This is a genomic window from Escherichia sp. MOD1-EC5495 (assembly GCF_002965965.1).
Taxonomy (GTDB): Bacteria; Pseudomonadota; Gammaproteobacteria; order Enterobacterales; family Enterobacteriaceae; genus Escherichia; species Escherichia ruysiae.
Genome location: NZ_PTRI01000012.1, coordinates 32051 through 51397 on the forward strand (window position 1 = coordinate 32051; position 19347 = coordinate 51397).

Below are 19347 nucleotides of genomic sequence, written 5' to 3' on the forward strand. Positions count from 1 at the left end.
CACCTGTTGAAGAGATAGTCCGACTTTAGCGATTCCTAATTCCGCTCACACCCGGCAATATCTTATTCCCCGAGGCGCTTTCCAGGCTATTTTTGTTCTCCTGCAAGCGATACATTTTTCTAGAAGGCGTCTCGATTTTTGCGTGAACCTGCCGTCAGGCTCTATTCTTACGATATGAATAAAATCATTGAACTCCGACGCGCCAAAATGCTGGCGCTCTCTTTACTGCTCGTTGCTGCCGCGACTTTTATCGTTACGCTTTTTTTGCCCCCCAATTTTTGGGTGAGCGGCGTGAAGGCGATTGCGGAGGCGGCAATGGTCGGTGCTCTGGCTGACTGGTTTGCGGTGGTGGCGCTGTTTCGCCGCGTGCCGATTCCGATTATTTCTCGCCATACGGCGATTATCCCGCGTAATAAAGACCGGATTGGCGAAAATCTCGGGCAGTTCGTACAGGAAAAATTTCTCGATACCCAATCCCTGGTGGCGTTAATTCGTCGTCATGAACCGGCATTGTTAATCGGCAACTGGTTTAGTCAGCCGGAAAATGCCCACCGCGTTGGGCAGCATCTTTTGCAGATCATGAGTGGTTTTCTCGAACTGACCGATGATGCACGTATTCAGCGTCTGCTTAAGCGCGCGGTGCATCGGGCGATTGATAAAGTGGATCTTTCCGGCACCAGTGCGTTAATGCTGGAGAGCATGACTAAAAACGATCGTCACCAGGTGCTGCTGGATACGCTGATTGCCCAACTGATCGCCCTGCTCCAGCGCGATAAATCACGCAAATTTATCGCCCAGCAGATCGTCCGCTGGCTGGAGAACGAACATCCGCTGAAAGCGAAAATTTTGCCAACTGAATGGCTGGGTGAACACAGTGCGGAGCTGGTTTCCGATGCGGTAAATTCCTTGCTTGACGACATCAGCCGCGATCGCGCGCATCAGATCCGCCATGCGTTTGATCGCGCCACCTTTGCGCTGATCGACAAGCTAAAAAACGATCCCGAAATGGCGGCGCGCGCCGACAATATCAAAGCGTATCTGAAAGAAGATGAAGCGTTTAATCGCTATCTCGGTGAATTGTGGGGGGATTTGCGGGAATGGTTGAAGGCCGATATCAATAGCGAAGATTCTCGCGTGAAGGAACGTATCGCGCGGGCGGGTCAATGGTTTGGCGAGACGTTAATTGCCGATGACGCCTTGCGGGCGTCATTAAATGGTCATCTGGAACAGGCCGCGCACCGCGTCGCACCAGAGTTTTCGGCATTCCTGACGCGCCACATTACTGATACGGTAAAAAGCTGGGATGCGCGGGATATGTCACGGCAAATCGAGTTAAATATCGGCAAAGATCTCCAGTTTATCCGCGTCAACGGTACACTGGTTGGTGGTTGTATTGGATTGATACTGTATCTTTTATCGCAAATCCCGACTTTGTTACCCCTCGGCAATTTTTAACCGCGAGAGAGAACAAATAAAGCACACTTAAATCATGGTAATAATGCGGCCTTTTTCATTGTCTCCCGTGTACGGGGAAGGAAAATCATGCCATTTGTCACCGTTCTGCCCGCCATTTTCGAGCAGTTCTCCAAAGTGCGTCATTCCGCTGGTCGGCACTTACTGCACGTTTATTCCGCAGAAGATGCTAACGGCCTGCGGTGCGGTTGCTCCACCTCAGCTGAAACTACCGAAGAAGCGGAGAAAGATTGCGACAGGAAATGCATTGCACATTACGATCTGGCTCCGCGTTAAGGATTCATTAAGATCACTACGTATACTTATCGATATCTTATTGATTTTGTTGGATGGATATGCCATGACAAAAAGGTTTTCGTTAAGTAAACGTATCAGCATTATTATTCTTTTTGCCATTGTCGCAGTGTGTGTTTTCTTCGTGCAATCTTGCGCGCGCAAAAGCAGTTATCCCGCAGGGTTTCAAAATTACCACGTTAATATTGATGGTAAAGAGATTGCAGGTGTAACGAATAATATCTCCTCACTGACCTGGTCTGCGCAGAGTAATACCCTGTTTAGCACTATCAATAAACCTGCGGCGATTGTTGAAATGACCACGAATGGGGATTTGCTCCGCACCATTCCTCTGGATTTTGTGAAAGATCTCGAGACTATCGAATATATTGGTGATAATAAGTTCGTCATCAGTGATGAACGCGATTATGCCATTTATGTGATTTCACTTAATGAAAATTCAGAAGTGAAAATCCTCAAAAAAATAAAAATTCCGTTGCAGAAAACGCCAACCAATAGTGGTTTTGAAGGGCTGGCTTATTCTCGCCAGGATCACACTTTCTGGTTTTTTAAAGAGAAAAATCCGATTGAGGTCTACAAAGTTAACGGGCTACTAAGTAGCAATGAATTGCACATCAGCAAAGACCAGGAACTACAACGTCAATTTACTTTAGATGATGTGTCCGGCGCAGAATTTAACCAACAAAAAAATACGCTGCTGGTACTGTCTCATGAGTCACGCGCACTGCAGGAAGTGACGCTGGCTGGTGAGGTTATCGGTGAAATGTCACTAACCAAAGGCAGCCGGGGTTTGTCACATAACATCAAACAGGCTGAAGGGATTGCGATGGATGCCTCTGGCAATATTTATATCGTTGGCGAACCGAATCGTTTTTATCGCTTTACCCCTACATCATCACATTAACAGACTGGCATGTTTCACCTTTTTGTTATTAACTTGTTAACAACAAAAAGACAAGCAAGGTAAAACATGTCCCCGTCATCGCATCCCGTAGAACGCTTTTCCTTCAGCACCGCGCTTTTCGGGATGCTGGTTCTGACCTTAGGTATGGGGTTAGGTCGCTTTCTTTATACGCCGATGCTGCCAGTTATGCTGGCGGAGGGGCAGTTTTCATTTAGCGAACTGTCGTGGATTGCCAGCGGCAACTACGCTGGGTATCTGGCTGGAAGCCTGTTGTTTTCATTCGGCGCATTTCATTTACCCTCACGTCTGCGCCCGTTTTTATTGGCTTGCGCCCTGGCAACCGGATTGTTGATCCTTGCGATGGCGTGGTTGCCGTCGTTTATTCTGGTGTTGTTGATTCGCTTTCTGGCAGGCATCGCCAGCGCCGGGATGTTGATTTTCGGCTCGACGCTCATCATGCAACATACCCGCCATCCTTTTGTACTTGCGGCACTGTTTTCTGGCGTTGGTGTTGGTATCGCGCTAGGCAATGAATATGTGCTGGCTGGGCTGCATTTTTCCCTCTCCTCGCAAACGCTATGGCAAGGTGCCGGGGCGCTTTCTGGAATTATATTGATTGTACTGGCGCTTTTGCTTCCTTCGAAAAAACACACCATCGCGCCAACGCCGTTAGCAAAAACCACTCAACAACCCATGAGCTGGTGGTTGCTGGCTATTCTGTACGGTCTGGCGGGTTTTGGTTATATCATCGTTGCCACTTATCTGCCGCTCATGGCGAAAGATGCTGGCCTGCCATTACTGACCGCCCATCTCTGGACGCTGGTCGGCTTGTCGATTGTGCCAGGCTGCTTTGGCTGGTTGTGGGCAGCAAAACGTTGGGGGGCGTTACCCTGCCTGACGGCGAATTTGTTGGTACAGGCTATCTGCGTGCTGTTAACCCTCGCCAGCAGCTCTCCTTTATTACTCATCATCAGCAGTATTGGCTTTGGCGGCACCTTTATGGGCACGACCTCGCTGGTGATGACCATCGCCCGCCAGCTTAGTGTGCCGGGAAATCTCAACCTGTTAGGCTTTGTGACGCTTATTTATGGCATCGGGCAAATTCTCGGCCCGGCGCTGACCAGTATGCTCGGCAACGGAACGTCGGCACTCGCCAACTCCACGCTTTGTGGCGCAGCGGCGCTGTTTGTTGCCGCGCTCATCAGCACAGTGCAATTATTTAAGCTGCAAACGGCGACTTCATAAGGGGGGATTTTTCTCCCCACCATACCAGAGAAGAGCGCCTCAGTATTTCCCTTGCCAGTCAAGAAACTCAACCGCAACAGTTGCTGTCAGCCAGACCCCGTTTTCCGCTTGCCAGAAAGGTATTCCTCGTTTCGCCATTTCTTCGGCTTTGACGGTTAAGATAACCGGCGATCCATGTCTGGCTCCTACTTTGCGAGCTGTCGCTTCATCAGCAGAGAGATGCACGTAATGACGCTCCCCAGCAATCAATCCCTGATTTTTTATCACCTCAAGGAAGCGACTTGCCGTACCGTGGTAGAGAAATTGTGGCGGTGTTTTTTCGGTGAAGGCAATGGCGACCTGCGAGGTCGAATGCCCTTGAACAGCGCGAATGCACTTACCATCATTCGAATAACTAAAACGCTTTTTATCGCTAGTGACGACAACGACATCCAGTAAGGCACGGGTTAACCGCTTGCCCACTTTTTGTGCACAGAGTATGAGTTTATCGACATCCGCCCATCCTTCACGATCCAGCGCGATGCCAATCGCCTCTGGTTTATGTCGGAGGACAAAACTTAAAAACTTACTCGTATCTGCCAACTCTTTTTCGCCATACTTTGCCATTTTGTCTTCTTCCCTGTATTTCCTGTTTTTATTCAGCTACGTCATTGTCACTGGGTTTATGAATTTTTTGCAACTCAATCCTGTTTTTCCACTCTGCAAAAAACACGTAGCAACACGCAGATACAAAAACGTTGTGGGGACTACCGCTGTCCTTTTAGCCACATTGATGAGTATGGGCAGCGCAGTCGGCGTTGCTGTCAGCCATGCGACCGCAGGCGCGTTAACCGGCCATGATGTCACCGTTTTACTGCCCGCAATGTATTTAATAGCCAACCCGGTGCAAAATGTCGGTCGCAGCCTGGAGACAGCCGAAGTGAATGCTAAATGCTATCTGCATATCATTACGGTCTGCGCGATTAACGCATTGCTGTCGATCTGGGTTATGCAGATTATTGTTTAACAAGGAGTTTACATGATTGATTATTCCGCAGCCGGTTTCATTCTGCTGCAGGGAGCGCATTTGTATGCGCCGGAAGATCGGGGAGTTTGCGATGTCCTCGTCGCTAACGGCAAGATTATCGCCGTTGCCAGCAATATCCCTTCTGACATCGTACCGAACTGCACGATTGTCGATCTCAGCGGGCAGATCCTCTGCCCTGGTTTTATTGATCAACACGTCCATTTGATTGGCGGCGGCGGCGAAGCTGGCCCCACTACACGCACGCCGGAAGTGGCGTTAAGCCGCCTGACGGAAGCGGGCGTCACGTCGGTGATTGGCCTGCTTGGCACCGACTCTATCTCTCGCCACCCGGAATCCCTGCTCGCCAAGACCCGTGCGCTCAATGAAGAAGGCATCAGCGCCTGGATGCTGACCGGTGCTTATCATGTGCCTTCCCGCACCATTACGGGTTCTGTGGAAAAAGACGTGGCGATTATCGATCGCGTGATTGGCGTGAAATGCGCCATCTCTGATCACCGTTCTGCCGCACCGGATGTTTATCACCTGGCTAATATGGCGTCGGAATCCCGCGTTGGCGGTTTGCTCGGCGGTAAACCTGGCGTCACCGTGTTCCACATGGGCGACAGCAAAAAGGCGCTACAGCCTATCTACGATCTCCTGGAAAATTGCGATGTGCCAATCAGCAAGTTGCTGCCGACGCACGTTAACCGCAACGTTCCTTTGTTTGAACAGGCGCTGGAGTTCGCCCTTAAAGGCGGCACCATCGACATCACCAGCAGCATTGACGAACCGGTCGCCCCTGCCGAAGGGATTGCCCGCGCCGTTCAGGCGGGGATTCCGCTGGCTCGCATCACCCTCAGCTCCGACGGCAACGGTAGCCAGCCGTTCTTTGACGACGAGGGGAATTTAACGCATATCGGCGTTGCCGGTTTTGAGACGTTGCTGGAAACCGTGCAAGTGCTGGTCAAAGACTACGGTTTCAGTATCAGCGATGCCGTGCGTCCACTCACCAGCAGCGTCGCCGGTTTCCTCAACCTGACCGGGAAAGGCGAAATTCAGCCCGGCAATGACGCGGATTTGCTGGTTATGACACCGGAACTGCGCATTGCGCAGGTGTACGCTCACGGCAAACTGATGGTCAAAGATGGCAAGGCGTGCGTGAAAGGAACGTTTGAAACTGCATAAGCGGTTGTCAGCCGCCCGAATGGACGTAGGATGCCCGTTCGGACGGCTGACAGAGTAAAACGCAGAAGATGGTATTTAGCTGACTTTCCCCACCGTCGCACTGTACCAACCACCATGCTGCCAGACCAGATCAAACGTCAGAGGTTCATTATCGTGGTACAGCATCATCTCCAGGCTAATCGTCAGATTGTGGCAATATGCTTCTTTCAGACTCACCTGCAATGCAGCAATACGTGGTTCATGAAATAAAAGAGCGGAACGCAACTGGCGGCAATACCAGCTCTGGAGATGTTTGTCGCTCTGATTATCCCCTTGCCACTCTGGCATACCTGAAATAAGTAATGCGGGTAGCGGTGAGTGAGGAGAATTGAAAAGTTGAAAGAGATCCCGACATACGGAATCACGCAGCGATGATGTATTGCTGCCTGTGTTTTCAGGTAATACGGTCTGAAGTAATTGGCGCATCATTTTGCGCACTCCTGACGTTTAGCGGCATCGATATCTTGCCCTGACGGCTTGACACCACTGGGTTGATGCTCATTTTCCATAGTCATTCCTTTTTGCTCATCGCATCCGTGCCTGATAACAGGCTTGATTCTTGCCCGCAAAGTATAAGACCCTGAACAGAAATGAAGATCCACTTACTTTTTATTTAAGAAGATATAATTTGATAAAAGTCACTAAACCAGACAGAAACAAACCAATATATTTTGATTATTCCGAATAATCACTCAGATTTAAATAGATATATAATGTTTATAAAAGACATGTAATAAGTAATTATTAAATTACTCATCGTTTATTATTAATAATATCGGTTATTACGTGGCTAAAAGGCCTGGTGCAAAGCTGCTCAACTTTGCACCAGAAATAAAGGGTCAGGCGTCAACTTTATCCAACGGCCAGGAGTCGAAGAGATAGCCGTCAAAATAGATATCGTCAACATTGGAAAACTCCAGCAGGCGCTGTTTCACATTTTCCAGATGCTGCCACATTGCCAGCTTCGCCGCACGGGCGTCTTTTTTGATTAACGCGGCGAGGATCTGTTTGTGATCGCCCAGCCACTCTTTGCGATACAAGCTGTCATCCAGATGGCTGTGCAACTGGATCCACATCGGATTGTTTTCCCGCCACTGCCAGGACTGCCGGAACAGCTCCACCAGCATACTGTTATGGGTCGCTTCGGCAATGGCGAGGTGAAACTGCATATCGCCGCTTTCACTGCTGCCCGGCGCGCTGGAGGCCAGTTCGCGTTCTTCAAGCTGCAATGCCTGGCGCATTTTGACGATATCTTCGCGGGTGGCCTGCAAAGCGGCAAATTCCGCGATGTTACTTTCCAGTAACTGACGCGCCTGTAACAGCTCAAAAGGACCGGCGTCATTGCAGACGTTGACATCTGCGTTGTCGGCAGTGTGGCTGGTTGAACTGTCGAGAACATAAATACCGGCGCCGCGCCGCACTTCTACCAGCCCTTTGATCTCCAGCATGATCAACGCCTCACGCACCACAGTACGCGTGACCTCGAGCATTTCTGCGATTTCACGCTCCGGCGGCAGTCGTTCGCCAGGATTGTACGGTGTTTTGATGATCAGATCGCGGATCATCGCCCCGACTTCCTGGTAAGGTCTTTGCGCAGAGGTGGCAGATTTCATGGTGTTGTGTCCGTTAGGTGCGGTTAATCAAATTATTGCCGAATGCGACGTGAACGCCTTATCCGGCCAACAAAGAGTGCGTATTCAATAAGTTGTGATTGATACCCAGGCTCGATAAGCGTGCGCATCGGGCGATCTTACGTTGATCGTTAATGACAAACTATACCATTAGCACTGGAAGTTGGCACGTACAGGTGGGCAAAAAAACGAAAACTGGTCAACCAAATATGAGTTTGATTGACCAGTAAGTCTGTCGGGGAATCAGTCAGTTACAGTGCAGCCACGCATTCGCGCGCGCCGCGCTCGCACAGTTGCTGATATGCCGCCGTCACCGCACCAACAAAGTCGGCATTCTGCGGCAGATCATCGGCAAAAATACCGCTCAGGCTCAACAGGGCTTTTACGCGTTCTGCTCCCTGATATCGCGCGTTGATCTTCTGGAACTCAGCCAGCATCGGATCAACTACGTCGATGGCGTTGCCTTGCTCATCCACACCCTGGGTGTAACGCATCCAGCCCGCCACGCCGAGCGCCAGGTGACGCCAGCTACCGCCGTTTTGCAGGTGCAGACGCACCGGGTCCAGCAGACGCTGCGGTAACTTCTGGCTACCGTCCATCGCAATCTGCCAGGTACGGTGACGCAGAGACGGGTTGCTGAAACGCTCGATCAGCAGTGTCGCATAGGCGTTCAGATCAGTCCCTTCCGGCATCGACAGCGTTGGCGCTTGTTCCTGCATCATCAGGGCAAAGGCGGCTTTGCGATAATCCGCATTAGTCATGGTATCGGCAATGGTTTCATAGCCACCGAGGTAACCGAGGTACGCCAGGAAAGAGTGGCTGCCGTTGAGCATACGCAGTTTCATCATTTCGAACGGTACAACGTCCGCAACGAACTGTGCGCCCACTTTATCCCAGTCCGGGCGACCATTAACGAAGTTATCTTCAATCACCCACTGGCGGAACGGTTCGCAGGCAATGGCGCACGGATCGTAAACGCCCAGCTGATCAGCAATTTCTTGTAAGGTTTCAGGAGTAGCCGCCGGAACGATGCGGTCAACCATGGTGCATGGGAAGGTGACGTTTTCTTCAATCCATGCCGCCAGCTGCGGGTCACGCGCCTGAGCCAGCCCCAGAACGGCAACTTTCGCCACATGACCGTTTTCACGCACGTTGTCGCAGGACATCACGGTAAACGCTTTCAGCCCTTTTTCACGACGCAGACGCAGGGCTTCTACGATGTAACCAATCGCGGACTTCGGCGCGGTCGGGTTTTCCAGATCGTGCTTAATCAGCGGGTTATTGAGATCCAGCTGACCGCTTGCCGCATCGGCGCAGTAACCTTTTTCCGTGACCGTCAGGGAGACAATCGCTGTTTGCGGACGCGCCATTGCGTTGAGAATACCTTCGCAACCGTCGATTTCCGGATGCAGGGCTTCTTTCATCGAACCGATAATTTTCAGTTCAGTGCTTTCAGCACCTTTTTCCGCCACGGTGTACAGCAGTTGCTGTTTTTTCAGGTTTTCGATCAGCACGCGGTCGTTGCCTGGCATCAGGTTAACTTCGCAGATACCCCAGTCGCTGTCGGTGCTTTCCAGCAGGTGATGGGTATACAGCGCCTGGTGCGCGCGGTGAAACGCCCCGCAACCAAGATGCACAATGCGTGATTCCAGACGAGAATGATCCCATGACGGGCGGGCAACCGGCAGATTGCTGTCAACAATAGTAGTCATCGTAAACTCCAGAATCCGTCTTCAGAGAGTGACGGCAAGGAAGAAGGAACCGGCACGGCGCGCAGCCATGCCGGTGGATATTAACGGCTAAAGAAAGCGCGCTGGATCGCCAGTTCGACACCGCGAACTTCGGCCAGGCCTTTCAGACGACCAATCGCGGAATAACCTGGGTTGGTTTTCTTCTTCAGGTCGTCCAGCATCTGATGACCGTGATCCGGACGCATCGGGATCAGGTCTTCTTTGCCTTCCGCTTTACGACGGTGTTCTTCTTCAACGATCGCTTTCACCACTTCGTACATATCAACGTCGCCGTTCAGGTGCGCCGCTTCGTGGAAGGTTTTCGGGTTATCTTCACGCATGGTGGAACGCAGATGGGTGAAGTAAATGCGCGGACCAAACTGCTTGATCATATCAACCAGATCGTTGTCAGCGCGCACGCCGTAGGAACCGGTGCACATGGTGAAACCGTTCGCCATGCTGTTTACGGTATCAACCATCCACTGCATATCTTCAATGGTGGAAACGATACGCGGCAGACCGAGGATCGGGCGCGGCGGATCGTCCGGGTGAACCGCCATACGCACGCCGACTTCTTCGGCAACCGGAATAATGGCTTTCAGGAAGACGGCAAAGTTTTCGCGCAGTTTGGCTTTGTCGATATCTTTGTACAGCTCCAGGTGCTTACGGAACTGGTCGAGGGTGTAACCTTCTTCCGCACCCGGCAGACCAGCAATGATGTTACGGGTCAGACGCGCTTTGTCTTCATCGCTCATGGTGGCGAAACGTTCTGCTGCCTGAGCAATTTCTTCTTCGGTGTAATCCGCTTCCGCGCCTGGGCGCTTCAGGATGTGCATTTCAAACGCAGCAAATTCGATCTGGTCGAAACGCAGGGCTTTGGAGCCGTCCGGCAGTACGTATTCGAGGTCAGTACGGGTCCAGTCAAGCACCGGCATGAAGTTGTAGCACACGGTGCGGATGCCGCACTGCGCCAGGTTGCGCAGGGTCTGCTGATAGTTAGCGATCCACTGCTCATAGTTGCCAGTGTGGGTTTTGATATCTTCGTGAATTGGCACGCTTTCCACGACAGACCACACCAGACCTGCGTCTTCAACGATAGCCTTGCGTTTGAGGATCTCTTCTACGGACCATACTTCGCCGTTCGGGATATGGTGCAGCGCGGTAACCACGCCAGTTGCGCCCGCCTGACGGACATCAGCTAAAGAAACCGGATCGTTTGGGCCGTACCAGCGCCAGGTCTGTTCCATGATTTTTCCTCTTTCACATAGTGGGTTCCACAGCGAAGAGACGCGGAACCCCGGAGTTGTTTAGGTATCCGGATGAACAACCAGACCACAGCCGTGGCGTCGCACCGGATGAGATGGCGTATAAGTTCTACCTTTTGGTAAGACATGTCAACCCGGATTCTAAAATTGGTTAACCACATCACAAGAAATCTACTCTCCCGCCGGTTGTTGCAAATTACAGCAAAGGGTAAACAACGGCTATTGATCAGGGTATGTGATATTCATCGCAACAATGGTTGACCAATTTACATAACATGTCGCCCAAAATAACAATGGCTCAACCAGGTAAGGTAAAACTTTATGCATGTGCTTAACATTCTTTGGGTCGTCTTCGGTATCGGCCTGATGCTGGTACTGAATTTGAGGTTCAAGATCAACTCGATGGTAGCTTTGTTGGTGGCTGCTCTGTCCGTCGGGATGCTGGCGGGTATGGACTTAATGTCGCTGCTGCACACCATGAAAGCAGGCTTCGGCAACACGCTGGGGGAACTGGCGATCATCGTGGTATTCGGTGCGGTCATCGGTAAATTGATGGTCGACTCTGGCGCGGCTCACCAGATAGCGCACACGCTGCTGGCGCGTCTCGGTCTGCGCTATGTTCAGATATCGGTGATTATCATCGGCCTGATTTTCGGTCTGGCGATGTTCTATGAAGTGGCCTTTATCATGTTGGCACCGCTGGTGATCGTGATTGCAGCCGAAGCTAAAATCCCGTTCCTGAAACTGGCTATTCCGGCAGTAGCGGCTGCCACCACCGCACATTCACTGTTCCCGCCGCAGCCGGGTCCGGTGGCGCTGGTAAATGCTTATGGCGCGGATATGGGGATGGTTTATATCTATGGCGTGCTGGTGACGATCCCAAGTGTAATCTGCGCAGGTCTGATCCTGCCGAAGTTCCTCGGCAATCTTGAGCGCCCAACGCCATCATTCCTGAAAGCTGATCAACCGGTAGACATGAATAATCTGCCTTCTTTCGGCATCTCGATTCTGGTGCCGCTGATCCCAGCGATCATTATGATCTCCACCACCATCGCCAATATCTGGCTGGTAAAAGATACCCCTGCCTGGGAAGTGGTTAACTTTATCGGTTCCTCGCCGATTGCAATGTTTATTGCGATGGTGGTTGCATTCGTACTCTTTGGCACCGCGCGTGGTCATGACATGCAGTGGGTGATGAACGCTTTTGAAAGCGCAGTGAAGAGTATTGCAATGGTGATTCTGATCATCGGTGCGGGTGGCGTGCTGAAGCAGACCATCATCGACACCGGCATTGGCGACACCATCGGCATGTTGATGTCCCACGGCAATATCTCGCCCTACATCATGGCATGGCTGATCACTGTGCTAATTCGTCTGGCGACGGGTCAGGGTGTCGTTTCGGCGATGACCGCCGCCGGGATTATCAGTGCTGCAATCCTTGATCCGGCAACCGGTCAACTGGTTGGCGTGAATCCGGCGCTGCTGGTGCTGGCGACGGCTGCGGGGTCCAACACCCTCACCCACATTAACGATGCATCTTTCTGGTTGTTTAAAGGTTATTTTGACCTGTCGGTAAAAGACACGCTGAAAACCTGGGGTCTGCTGGAGCTGGTCAACTCCGTAGTTGGGCTGATTATTGTGTTGATTATCAGCATGGTAGCGTAAAAGCACACCAGAGCCTGCCAATGGCAGGCTCAGTTCGGAGTGTCGACAAAGTGTGCCTTGTTTATGCCAGATGCGACGCTGACGCGTCTTATCTGGCCTACAAAGGGCTAACGTGCAGGTTTTGTAGGTAGCGTAGCGCATCACGTAATATTGCGTACCAGCATTAGCAAGCCCTGTGGTTTTTTTATTGATAAACAAAAGTCACACCAATAATCGACTGCACATTACCTGCAGTCACCTGCCCTCCAGTACGTGCGTAATTTGCCGTTAATCCCAGACTTACCGCCGAAGTCCCTACTGCCCCTAATGACACAGTGCTATTCGCTGGAATAATCGTACCGTTGCGCGTCAGCTGTACGCCGACTCCCTGTGCTGGCGAAAACGACGCGGTATTGGTGAAAATCGAGTTGCCCGCATCTGCGGTTGTGCCTGAAAGGTAATACCCCAGGTTTTGGCTTTTCGCACAATAAACGGTAAGAGGAATCGGCACCGAACCAGGATAATCCGGCAGAGTCACGGTGACATCACGAGCGGAAACATCACAGCCGCCGGTGGGCACCACCACATCATTATTGGCGTAAATATTCCACACAAACTGGAAATCATCGCTGTTATAGTTGTTGGTCTGGCGCAAAATGAGCACGGCAATTAATGAGCCAGCCTTAATCGCCACCCCGCCCGCACTGCTCACAGGCGTCAAATAAAGCGCCACCGGCCAGGGCTTATCCGTTCTCGAATTATAAACAACGCGCGGCGTTTCGCTGGTGGTAGGGAAAGGATAGCTACTGCCATTATATTTTACGGTTCCGGAAAAATTAGATAACACGCCGCCATAAGCCGAGCCTCGTTGCAGTGTGACATAGTCTGTAATCGTTTCCGGGTAATCGTTATGGCAAAAGATCTGCGTCGAAAGATCCACGACCAGGTTTTGCCCCACATTCACGGCGGGCGCAAGGTTAACATAGACATTGGCGCTGCCACCGCCAATAGGGATAGCGGTGCCATTGGCGGTTTTACAGGCGAATGACCAGGCATTTACCGACCAGCCCATCAGCAGTACAGCAAACAAGGTAATAACTCGTTTCATTACAATCATCTCTTCGGGTTCAGCTGTAGGTATAGGTGATGCTAATCACTGCCTGAATGGTTCCCTGAGTGGTTCCGCCATTTACCGTCAATGCTCTGACCTGTAACGGGAAGTGCGCTGATTGTGAGGAATCATCCACCTGAACTGTTTTGGTTGCGCCGGTATTCAATGTATTACCGCTGTCATCCTGTAGCTCTAACTGGATGTTTTGCGCGGTTCCCTGGTTTTTATAATATCCGGTGCTGTCAGCTGCCCCGCTGAAGCTGGCGGTGACCCTGGACGTTCCCACCGGACAATTAGTCAACTCAAGCGCAACATCATGCCAGGCCGATGCCGCTCCGGCAGACATCAGGCTGAAAGAATAAAGATCGCCGAGATCAACCGTGGCATTGGTGGTGGAAACCGTGCACGGTTTGGCGACGACCTTACCGTTCACCGTGATGGTGACATCGGCTGCCCATACCGTCGCGCTTGCGAGCGCCAACATTGCCGCCAATAAATACCCACGTTTGCGCCATTTCATGAGCATCTCCAGTTACTGATATTCAAGAGTAAAGGTTGCCGTAGCGTTGATACGCCCCGCAGTGACAGGCACCTGTGTCGCCATTAGCCTGGCGTAAAAATTCAGTGTGTTTGGTTTACCCGGCGTCAGGGTCGTCCACGCAATCGCGGACGATGGGGCATTAAGTGGGATCTGATTTTGTTGCTCATTCAGAAGCTGTATTCCCAGCCCTGCGGCCGCTGACACCGTATTATCAAGTGCAAGCAGGTTGGCATTGTGGCTATCCGCAACACCAGTAAACCCAACCTTTACAGCAGAAACCGCATTACCACAGGGTGACAGCAAAATACGAAATGGAACGACCGGGGTCGTCGCCCCAATGTTGCTAAATTGCTTCGCCGCGTTTTCCATCAGATCAACGGTAAAATTGGTTGATTCAGCTGCCACACTACAGCCGTTATCCCTGACATAGCCGCGAATAGTAATCGTGCTATCTGCGGCCCTGGCGTGACTGGCAACCAGCCACAAAAAAGCGCACACAAGATAAAAAGGTTTGCTTTTCATCACGTCCCCTTAACGACATTCGGCTGATAGCTGAGTTAATAACTGCTGCTGACTCTCTGGTGGCAGTTTGTAATCGGCGACACAGCGAGCATTCTCCCCTTCACCCCATTTCACCTGAACTTTTCCCGCTAAAGGCATCCCGCTGAGGTAAACCTGGCCATTATCCGCAACAATGCCGCTACTCTGGCTACTCTCTGATGTGACCATCGCCCCAAACGGCAGCGGCTTATTATTGTGGGTTAGCGTCATGAGCAGTTTTATTCCTACGCGCGCTTTAAACTCTGCTCGCACAATTGCCCCACGGGTGGGAACAACGTTAGCGACCGCGTTATCTAAATCGACGTTATCAGCCAGGGTATTGGTATCCAGCGCCACTCTATTCTCCCGATATTCAGTGGCATAAGGCAGCACGGCATAACCGCGCCAGTCGGTACGAACACCCGTCTGGTTTTCGACTTTTGCATCTTTTGCTCCAGGCGCTTTAATAAGCACAACCGTATCGTTTAACGGCTGCCCCAGCGTTACGCCATTGGCATGAGCCAATACCCCACCGCTGACGCCATAATAGAGCTGCTTAATATCATCGCTATGGCTGTACCCTATGTTGGCATTGCCGTAGCCGCCGCGATAATTCAGCGCGGCGTAGCCTGTACTTCCGCTATTACCATCGCCTCCCCCGGCATAGCCGGTTTGCACGCTATAACTGAGGTTGTTGTCTTCCAGCAACGTACCGTATACACCGGCCAGATTGGTCATCCGACCGTTGAGATCGTGTGACATGCTGTAGCTGGCACTGGCATGTCGCCACTGAGATTTACTGTCAGAACGCAGCCAGTGGCTGAAAGGAATATTGACGTTAAGAGCTAACATCTGATCCCGTCCTTTTTGCCAGGCGTTTTTCGTCAGGCTATAGCTGAGCGTCCAGTTGATATCTTCGAATGCGGTATTTAATCCGGCCTGGAATTGTTCATCGACATTACTCGTTCCCCAATAAGTCTGATGGCTACCACTCAAATACAGTGTTGATGTGCGCCCAACTTGCTGAGTGACGGTGAGTTGTAATTTCCCGCGTTTGTTATAAGCGAGGTTGTAATAGTCGGTGAATTTCGGCTTAACCTGAATAACACCATCCTGCGTTTCAATGTTGTAGCCATTCATTCGGCTGTATGTTGTATCAGCGAAATTAAAATACCCACTGGTCGAATAGCGATAACCCACTAACTGAATATTCGTGCCTGATTCATTGAGCGATTTGTTATAGAGAAAACGCACCGATTGTCCGTCATGCTGACTTTCATCGGGAAGTGTGGCATTAGCCTGCGTCATATCCACGGACAGAGCACCCAATGCCCCCATGTTTTTCCCGACACCGAAATTAAACGCACGATAACGATCCGCCAGTTGAGTTCCACCGTATATTGTCCAGCCAGCCGGGAGGCCGTGGAGTAATGTACTCTGGAAAAAGCGGGGTTTTTCCTGTTGCGCATTCCCACTACGGTACTCTCCTGCCGTAATGGAATAACGCGTATGCCCTTCACGTTGCAAAAGCGGGACTGACGAATAGGGTACGGTAAAGATCTGCGTGCTGCCGTCAGCCTCTTTAATTGTTACCTGCAAGTCACCACTATTACCTGCGGCATAGATATCGTTGATGGTAAAAGGCCCCGGCGGCACCGTACTATTATAAATGTCATACCCATTCTGTTTAATAGTTACCTGTGCAGTACCACGAGCAATACCGTGGATCACCGGGGCAAATCCTCTTTGGCTATCGGGTAACATATTGTCATCGGAGGCCAACTGTGCGCCGCGAAAGTTAATACCATCGAAAATATCGCCCTGGGTATAACCATCACCCAGCGTCAGTCGGGAACGTAACGGAATGATGTCGCGCTCAAGCCAGGTATTAATATGTTGCCATTTATTTTTGCTATCTGATGAATTTCCACTACTGTTATAACTCCAGGTGGTATTGTCGCGTAAACGCCACGCACCAATATTTAATCCACTCTGTAGATTTAAATATGCATAATGGCTGTTACCCCCAACCCGATTCTGCACACTATTTCCGCTGAAGTTATAATTGAGCAATCCGGCATTAATACCTGAATCCCACAACTCTGGTGGAATATAACCACGCGCGCGCTGATTCATAAATGCCTGAGGGATCGTGATGTTGAGCCGCTGCTGGCCAACATCTAAATGCGCAGTAGCGTCATTGATCATTGAGGTTAATGGCACGCAGGTATCATCCGCCAGCAGATTCATACCGGAAACAGAAGCCGTATTCAGCCCCATACTGGCGAGTTGAGCGCGAGTCAGGCAAGGGACAATACCTTGCTCACTGTCACCCGTATTAAACGTGACATCACGCGTTGCCATATAACCATTATTCATATAGATATCGACACGATACGTCCCCGGCGGTAATTCTTGTCCATTTTCAAAGCTCGATAAATCGGCAACAGCCTGAGGATCATCCGCTAAAAAGCGCGGGTTAAAATAGAGTTCGGCAGATGAAAAAGGTGCCTGTGCGGCAAAAGCACAGGCAACAGAGAGCCGGATAAAAAAACCAGCCAGACAATGCTTACGATTATGCAAGCATTGCGTGTTTCGCGGGTAAAGTCTTAAATTCAGATATGACATTGTTCCTCCGGTTTAAAATCACCCGGCAGTCAATTCTTTTTATTCAGGCGAATAAATCCCCCTGCGTTATTCCATTACGCCCTTCATTTTGGGGGTAAGTGCGCCATAATCATTTATTGTTCGGTAAGTAATGTTGCTTCCGGCATCAGAAGGCAATTTAACCGTGCTTTCGCCCATTGGAGGCACCAATGCATTTTCAAGAATCCGTGTTCCGGCATTAAGCTCCGTTACCGTCAGGTAATAGGGTGTCGGGTTAATCAGCGTCAGAGAATTGGCGCCACGACGGAATCTTAATTTTTCTGCGGCCTGATCGGGGGGTAACGCTAATTTAGCCGGGCGGTAATACAGTTTTATGCGGCTGATAATCGCGAGCTGTAGCGTATTCTCGGTCAATTTTGATTTATCCATTGACGGAATCGCTTTTACATTCATCCAGAACAAACTTTCCCGATCCTGCGGCAATTGATTATTTGTGGCATCAAGAATACGTAAGGTATTCTCTTTTTTTCCCTTCATCGCAAACAGAGGTGGCGTCACGATAAAACGGCCATCCTTTACACCATCGGCATTTTCCACCCATGATTGAATTAAATAAGTGCTATTTTCATCATTATTTGTCACGGCAAGTTGAACTTGTTTTTGCCCTGCCGGATAAATTACGCGGGTCGCACCTAAGGCCACTCCCGCTTCAGCGCGTCCGGCAAGCATCATTGCTACGATCATCAGGATACCTGCCAGTAAGCAGAATGTTATTTCCTGCGATTTCCTTACATTGACGTTTTTATTACTCACTGTCCTGTTCCTGTTATCACAATATCTGCTTAACAATTACTGATAGGTTAAGGAGAACCAGGCCTGGGCATTAGCCATGCCGCCAGTCACCCGACGCCCGGTTGCGCGATATTTGGCAATGAAATGTAGCGAAGTAGAGCCTGAGTAAAGCCGTTTCCAGTGTATTGGTGGACGATTAATCGGTACGAGATTTCCTTCATCATCAAACAATGCAATACCAATATTGGTTGCAATTCCTGGCCCCTCACCCACGGAAAGCACATCCGGATTTTTACCATCCGCGACACCGTGAAACCCCACGCCCACACGTTCACTCACCACCGTGCTACATTCCCGTAAATGAATAACAAAAGGCACCGGTGCGCTATCTTCCCCTACCGCATGAAACCGGTTACTACTGATTTGCCCCATATTGACCGTCATTTGTTTATCACCGGCTTCAATCCGGCAAGTTTCCGCAATAATGACGCCCTGAAACTGCATATTTCCACCGGGCAACGTGGTGTTCCATTTATTTCCGGCCAGTGCAAACATCGGCAGTAACGACGCTACTAGAAATAATTTCGTCCTTTTCATCGTTATTCTTATCGCGCAGGGGGCGGGCATCCTTGCCCATAATGACTTCCCTAAAACCTGAGTGGATTATTGATACTGAACCTTGAAGGTCGCATCCGCATTAGCAGCACCTGGGGTTGCAGTACCGGTTGCAAAATAACGCGCCTGGAACGGAATAATGTTGGTTCCGTTATTCAGTGTTGTTTGTGCGCTAAATGTCGCACCGTCCAGCGCCAGCGCAGTACCCGTTCTGTCCAGGATCTGCACACCAACATTTGTTGCGCTGCCCGCAGCTGAACTCTGCAGAGCCAGTACGTTGGTATGATTTCCATCAATTGCTGTGCCAAGGAAGGCAACAGCGGCTTTGTCTGCAACAGTGGTATCGCAGTCATTCAGCTGAATGTTAAAACCGACGGCAGAACTGGTTGCCCCCTCTTGTGCCAGCGATGCGGTACGAACCTGACCTAACTGAACGGTTTGATCAACAGAGCCCGCATCAACCGCACAAGCGGCGTTAACAACTTCCCCTTTAAAGTGAACTGTCCCACCATTTACCGTCGTGGTAGCGGCCAGAGCCGCAGTGGAACTGAGGGACAGAGCCGACAGAACAACGATTGCCAGAGTTTTAATTTTCATACTGCTTTCCTTTTTAAATCTACGTATAAATCGACATGGGCAGTCGTTCTGTACACTTTGTTTTGAAAACGAGTTTGACTGCCAACACTGCACAGTTTCCCCCCAAAAAATGAAACATTTGGGGCCAA

General features: G+C 50.7%; 18 protein-coding genes and 1 pseudogene. 7 read left to right on the forward strand and 12 right to left on the reverse strand.

Annotated elements, in window-relative coordinates:
* Positions 1-174 precede the first annotated feature (174 nt).
* The 4 genes from BEG40_RS11375 (at position 175) to BEG40_RS11390 (ending at position 3916) form a co-directional block, all read left to right on the forward strand.
* On the forward strand, positions 175-1455 hold the full coding sequence (locus BEG40_RS11375; RefSeq protein WP_010357174.1) for a DUF445 domain-containing protein: 1281 nt from the start codon (positions 175-177) through the stop codon (positions 1453-1455).
* 87 nt (positions 1456-1542) lie between these two features.
* On the forward strand, positions 1543-1749 hold the full coding sequence (locus BEG40_RS11380) for a hypothetical protein (RefSeq protein ID WP_105285432.1): 207 nt from the start codon (positions 1543-1545) through the stop codon (positions 1747-1749).
* A gap of 64 nt (positions 1750-1813) precedes the next feature.
* On the forward strand, positions 1814-2671 hold the full coding sequence (locus tag BEG40_RS11385; RefSeq protein ID WP_000166626.1) for an SdiA-regulated domain-containing protein: 858 nt from the start codon (positions 1814-1816) through the stop codon (positions 2669-2671).
* Between the two features lie 66 nt (positions 2672-2737).
* Complete coding sequence (locus tag BEG40_RS11390; protein WP_105285433.1) at positions 2738-3916, forward strand: MFS transporter; 1179 nt, start codon at positions 2738-2740, stop codon at positions 3914-3916.
* Between the two features lie 39 nt (positions 3917-3955).
* Here the strand turns inward: BEG40_RS11390 and kptA are convergent, their stop codons facing one another.
* Positions 3956-4522 (reverse strand): RNA 2'-phosphotransferase, encoded by a 567-nt coding sequence (gene kptA / locus BEG40_RS11395; protein ID WP_105285434.1) that lies wholly within the window; start codon positions 4520-4522, stop codon positions 3956-3958.
* A 148-nt stretch (positions 4523-4670) separates the two neighbouring features.
* On the opposite strand from kptA, the pseudogene BEG40_RS11400 reads away from it, so the two are divergent.
* Positions 4671-4922, forward strand: a pseudogene (locus BEG40_RS11400) (hypothetical protein); the annotation flags it as partial.
* A gap of 12 nt (positions 4923-4934) precedes the next feature.
* Positions 4935-6107, forward strand: a complete 1173-nt coding sequence (gene iadA / locus BEG40_RS11405; RefSeq protein ID WP_105285435.1) for a beta-aspartyl-peptidase — start codon at positions 4935-4937, stop codon at positions 6105-6107.
* Between the two features lie 75 nt (positions 6108-6182).
* Here the strand turns inward: iadA and iraD are convergent, their stop codons facing one another.
* From iraD to uxuA, 4 genes are all read right to left on the reverse strand, one after another.
* Entirely contained in the window at positions 6183-6575 is a 393-nt protein-coding gene (gene iraD / locus BEG40_RS11410; protein WP_105285436.1) for an anti-adapter protein IraD, read from the reverse strand.
* Between the two features lie 410 nt (positions 6576-6985).
* The gene (gene uxuR / locus BEG40_RS11415) at positions 6986-7759 is read right to left on the reverse strand and encodes a Uxu operon transcriptional regulator (protein ID WP_000833698.1); all 774 of its coding nucleotides are present in this window, start codon (positions 7757-7759) and stop codon (positions 6986-6988) included.
* Between the two features lie 269 nt (positions 7760-8028).
* The gene (locus BEG40_RS11420) at positions 8029-9489 is read right to left on the reverse strand and encodes a fructuronate reductase (RefSeq protein ID WP_105285437.1); all 1461 of its coding nucleotides are present in this window, start codon (positions 9487-9489) and stop codon (positions 8029-8031) included.
* Positions 9490-9569: 80 nt separating this feature from the next.
* The gene (gene uxuA / locus BEG40_RS11425) at positions 9570-10754 is read right to left on the reverse strand and encodes a mannonate dehydratase (protein WP_000438582.1); all 1185 of its coding nucleotides are present in this window, start codon (positions 10752-10754) and stop codon (positions 9570-9572) included.
* Between the two features lie 339 nt (positions 10755-11093).
* On the opposite strand from uxuA, the gene gntP reads away from it, so the two are divergent.
* Positions 11094-12437, forward strand: coding sequence for a gluconate permease GntP (gntP, locus tag BEG40_RS11435; protein WP_016159466.1), 1344 nt, complete (start codon positions 11094-11096; stop codon positions 12435-12437).
* Positions 12438-12621: 184 nt separating this feature from the next.
* Here the strand turns inward: gntP and fimH are convergent, their stop codons facing one another.
* From fimH to fimA, 7 genes are all read right to left on the reverse strand, one after another.
* On the reverse strand, positions 12622-13524 hold the full coding sequence (gene fimH / locus BEG40_RS11445) for a type 1 fimbria D-mannose specific adhesin FimH (RefSeq protein WP_010352630.1): 903 nt from the start codon (positions 13522-13524) through the stop codon (positions 12622-12624).
* Positions 13525-13543: 19 nt separating this feature from the next.
* A complete protein-coding gene (fimG, locus tag BEG40_RS11450; RefSeq protein ID WP_016231563.1) occupies positions 13544-14047 on the reverse strand; it encodes a type 1 fimbria minor subunit FimG in 504 nt (167 codons plus the stop codon).
* 12 nt (positions 14048-14059) lie between these two features.
* Positions 14060-14590 carry a type 1 fimbrial adaptor subunit FimF gene (gene fimF / locus BEG40_RS11455; protein ID WP_010353036.1) on the reverse strand — a complete coding sequence of 177 codons (531 nt, stop codon included), beginning with the start codon at positions 14588-14590 and terminating at the stop codon, positions 14060-14062.
* 9 nt (positions 14591-14599) lie between these two features.
* Positions 14600-17236 carry a fimbrial usher FimD gene (gene fimD / locus BEG40_RS11460; RefSeq protein ID WP_105285439.1) on the reverse strand — a complete coding sequence of 879 codons (2637 nt, stop codon included), beginning with the start codon at positions 17234-17236 and terminating at the stop codon, positions 14600-14602.
* Between the two features lie 66 nt (positions 17237-17302).
* Positions 17303-18028 (reverse strand): type 1 fimbria chaperone FimC, encoded by a 726-nt coding sequence (fimC, locus tag BEG40_RS11465; RefSeq protein WP_000066582.1) that lies wholly within the window; start codon positions 18026-18028, stop codon positions 17303-17305.
* A gap of 36 nt (positions 18029-18064) precedes the next feature.
* Positions 18065-18604, reverse strand: coding sequence for a type 1 fimbrial minor subunit FimI (fimI, locus tag BEG40_RS11470; RefSeq protein ID WP_000831510.1), 540 nt, complete (start codon positions 18602-18604; stop codon positions 18065-18067).
* A gap of 66 nt (positions 18605-18670) precedes the next feature.
* On the reverse strand, positions 18671-19219 hold the full coding sequence (gene fimA, locus BEG40_RS11475; protein ID WP_000695573.1) for a type 1 fimbrial major subunit FimA: 549 nt from the start codon (positions 19217-19219) through the stop codon (positions 18671-18673).
* Positions 19220-19347 lie beyond the last annotated feature (128 nt).

Excerpts from the sequence above, each read along its gene's own strand:
- uxuA (WP_000438582.1), bottom strand. The coding sequence starts at position 10,754 with ATGGAACAGACCTGGCGCTGGTACGGCCCAAACGATCCGGTTTCTTTA.
- BEG40_RS11380 (WP_105285432.1), top strand. The coding sequence starts at position 1,543 with ATGCCATTTGTCACCGTTCTGCCCGCCATTTTCGAGCAGTTCTCCAAA.
- iadA (WP_105285435.1), top strand. The coding sequence starts at position 4,935 with ATGATTGATTATTCCGCAGCCGGTTTCATTCTGCTGCAGGGAGCGCAT.
- uxuR (WP_000833698.1), bottom strand. The coding sequence starts at position 7,759 with ATGAAATCTGCCACCTCTGCGCAAAGACCTTACCAGGAAGTCGGGGCG.
- fimF (WP_010353036.1), bottom strand. The coding sequence starts at position 14,590 with ATGAAAAGCAAACCTTTTTATCTTGTGTGCGCTTTTTTGTGGCTGGTT.
- BEG40_RS11385 (WP_000166626.1), top strand. The coding sequence starts at position 1,814 with ATGACAAAAAGGTTTTCGTTAAGTAAACGTATCAGCATTATTATTCTT.
- BEG40_RS11375 (WP_010357174.1), top strand. The coding sequence starts at position 175 with ATGAATAAAATCATTGAACTCCGACGCGCCAAAATGCTGGCGCTCTCT.
- BEG40_RS11420 (WP_105285437.1), bottom strand. The coding sequence starts at position 9,489 with ATGACTACTATTGTTGACAGCAATCTGCCGGTTGCCCGCCCGTCATGG.
- fimA (WP_000695573.1), bottom strand. The coding sequence starts at position 19,219 with ATGAAAATTAAAACTCTGGCAATCGTTGTTCTGTCGGCTCTGTCCCTC.
- kptA (WP_105285434.1), bottom strand. The coding sequence starts at position 4,522 with ATGGCAAAGTATGGCGAAAAAGAGTTGGCAGATACGAGTAAGTTTTTA.
- fimD (WP_105285439.1), bottom strand. The coding sequence starts at position 17,236 with ATGTCATATCTGAATTTAAGACTTTACCCGCGAAACACGCAATGCTTG.
- iraD (WP_105285436.1), bottom strand. The coding sequence starts at position 6,575 with ATGATGCGCCAATTACTTCAGACCGTATTACCTGAAAACACAGGCAGC.
- BEG40_RS11390 (WP_105285433.1), top strand. The coding sequence starts at position 2,738 with ATGTCCCCGTCATCGCATCCCGTAGAACGCTTTTCCTTCAGCACCGCG.
- fimG (WP_016231563.1), bottom strand. The coding sequence starts at position 14,047 with ATGAAATGGCGCAAACGTGGGTATTTATTGGCGGCAATGTTGGCGCTC.
- gntP (WP_016159466.1), top strand. The coding sequence starts at position 11,094 with ATGCATGTGCTTAACATTCTTTGGGTCGTCTTCGGTATCGGCCTGATG.
- fimH (WP_010352630.1), bottom strand. The coding sequence starts at position 13,524 with ATGAAACGAGTTATTACCTTGTTTGCTGTACTGCTGATGGGCTGGTCG.
- fimI (WP_000831510.1), bottom strand. The coding sequence starts at position 18,604 with ATGAAAAGGACGAAATTATTTCTAGTAGCGTCGTTACTGCCGATGTTT.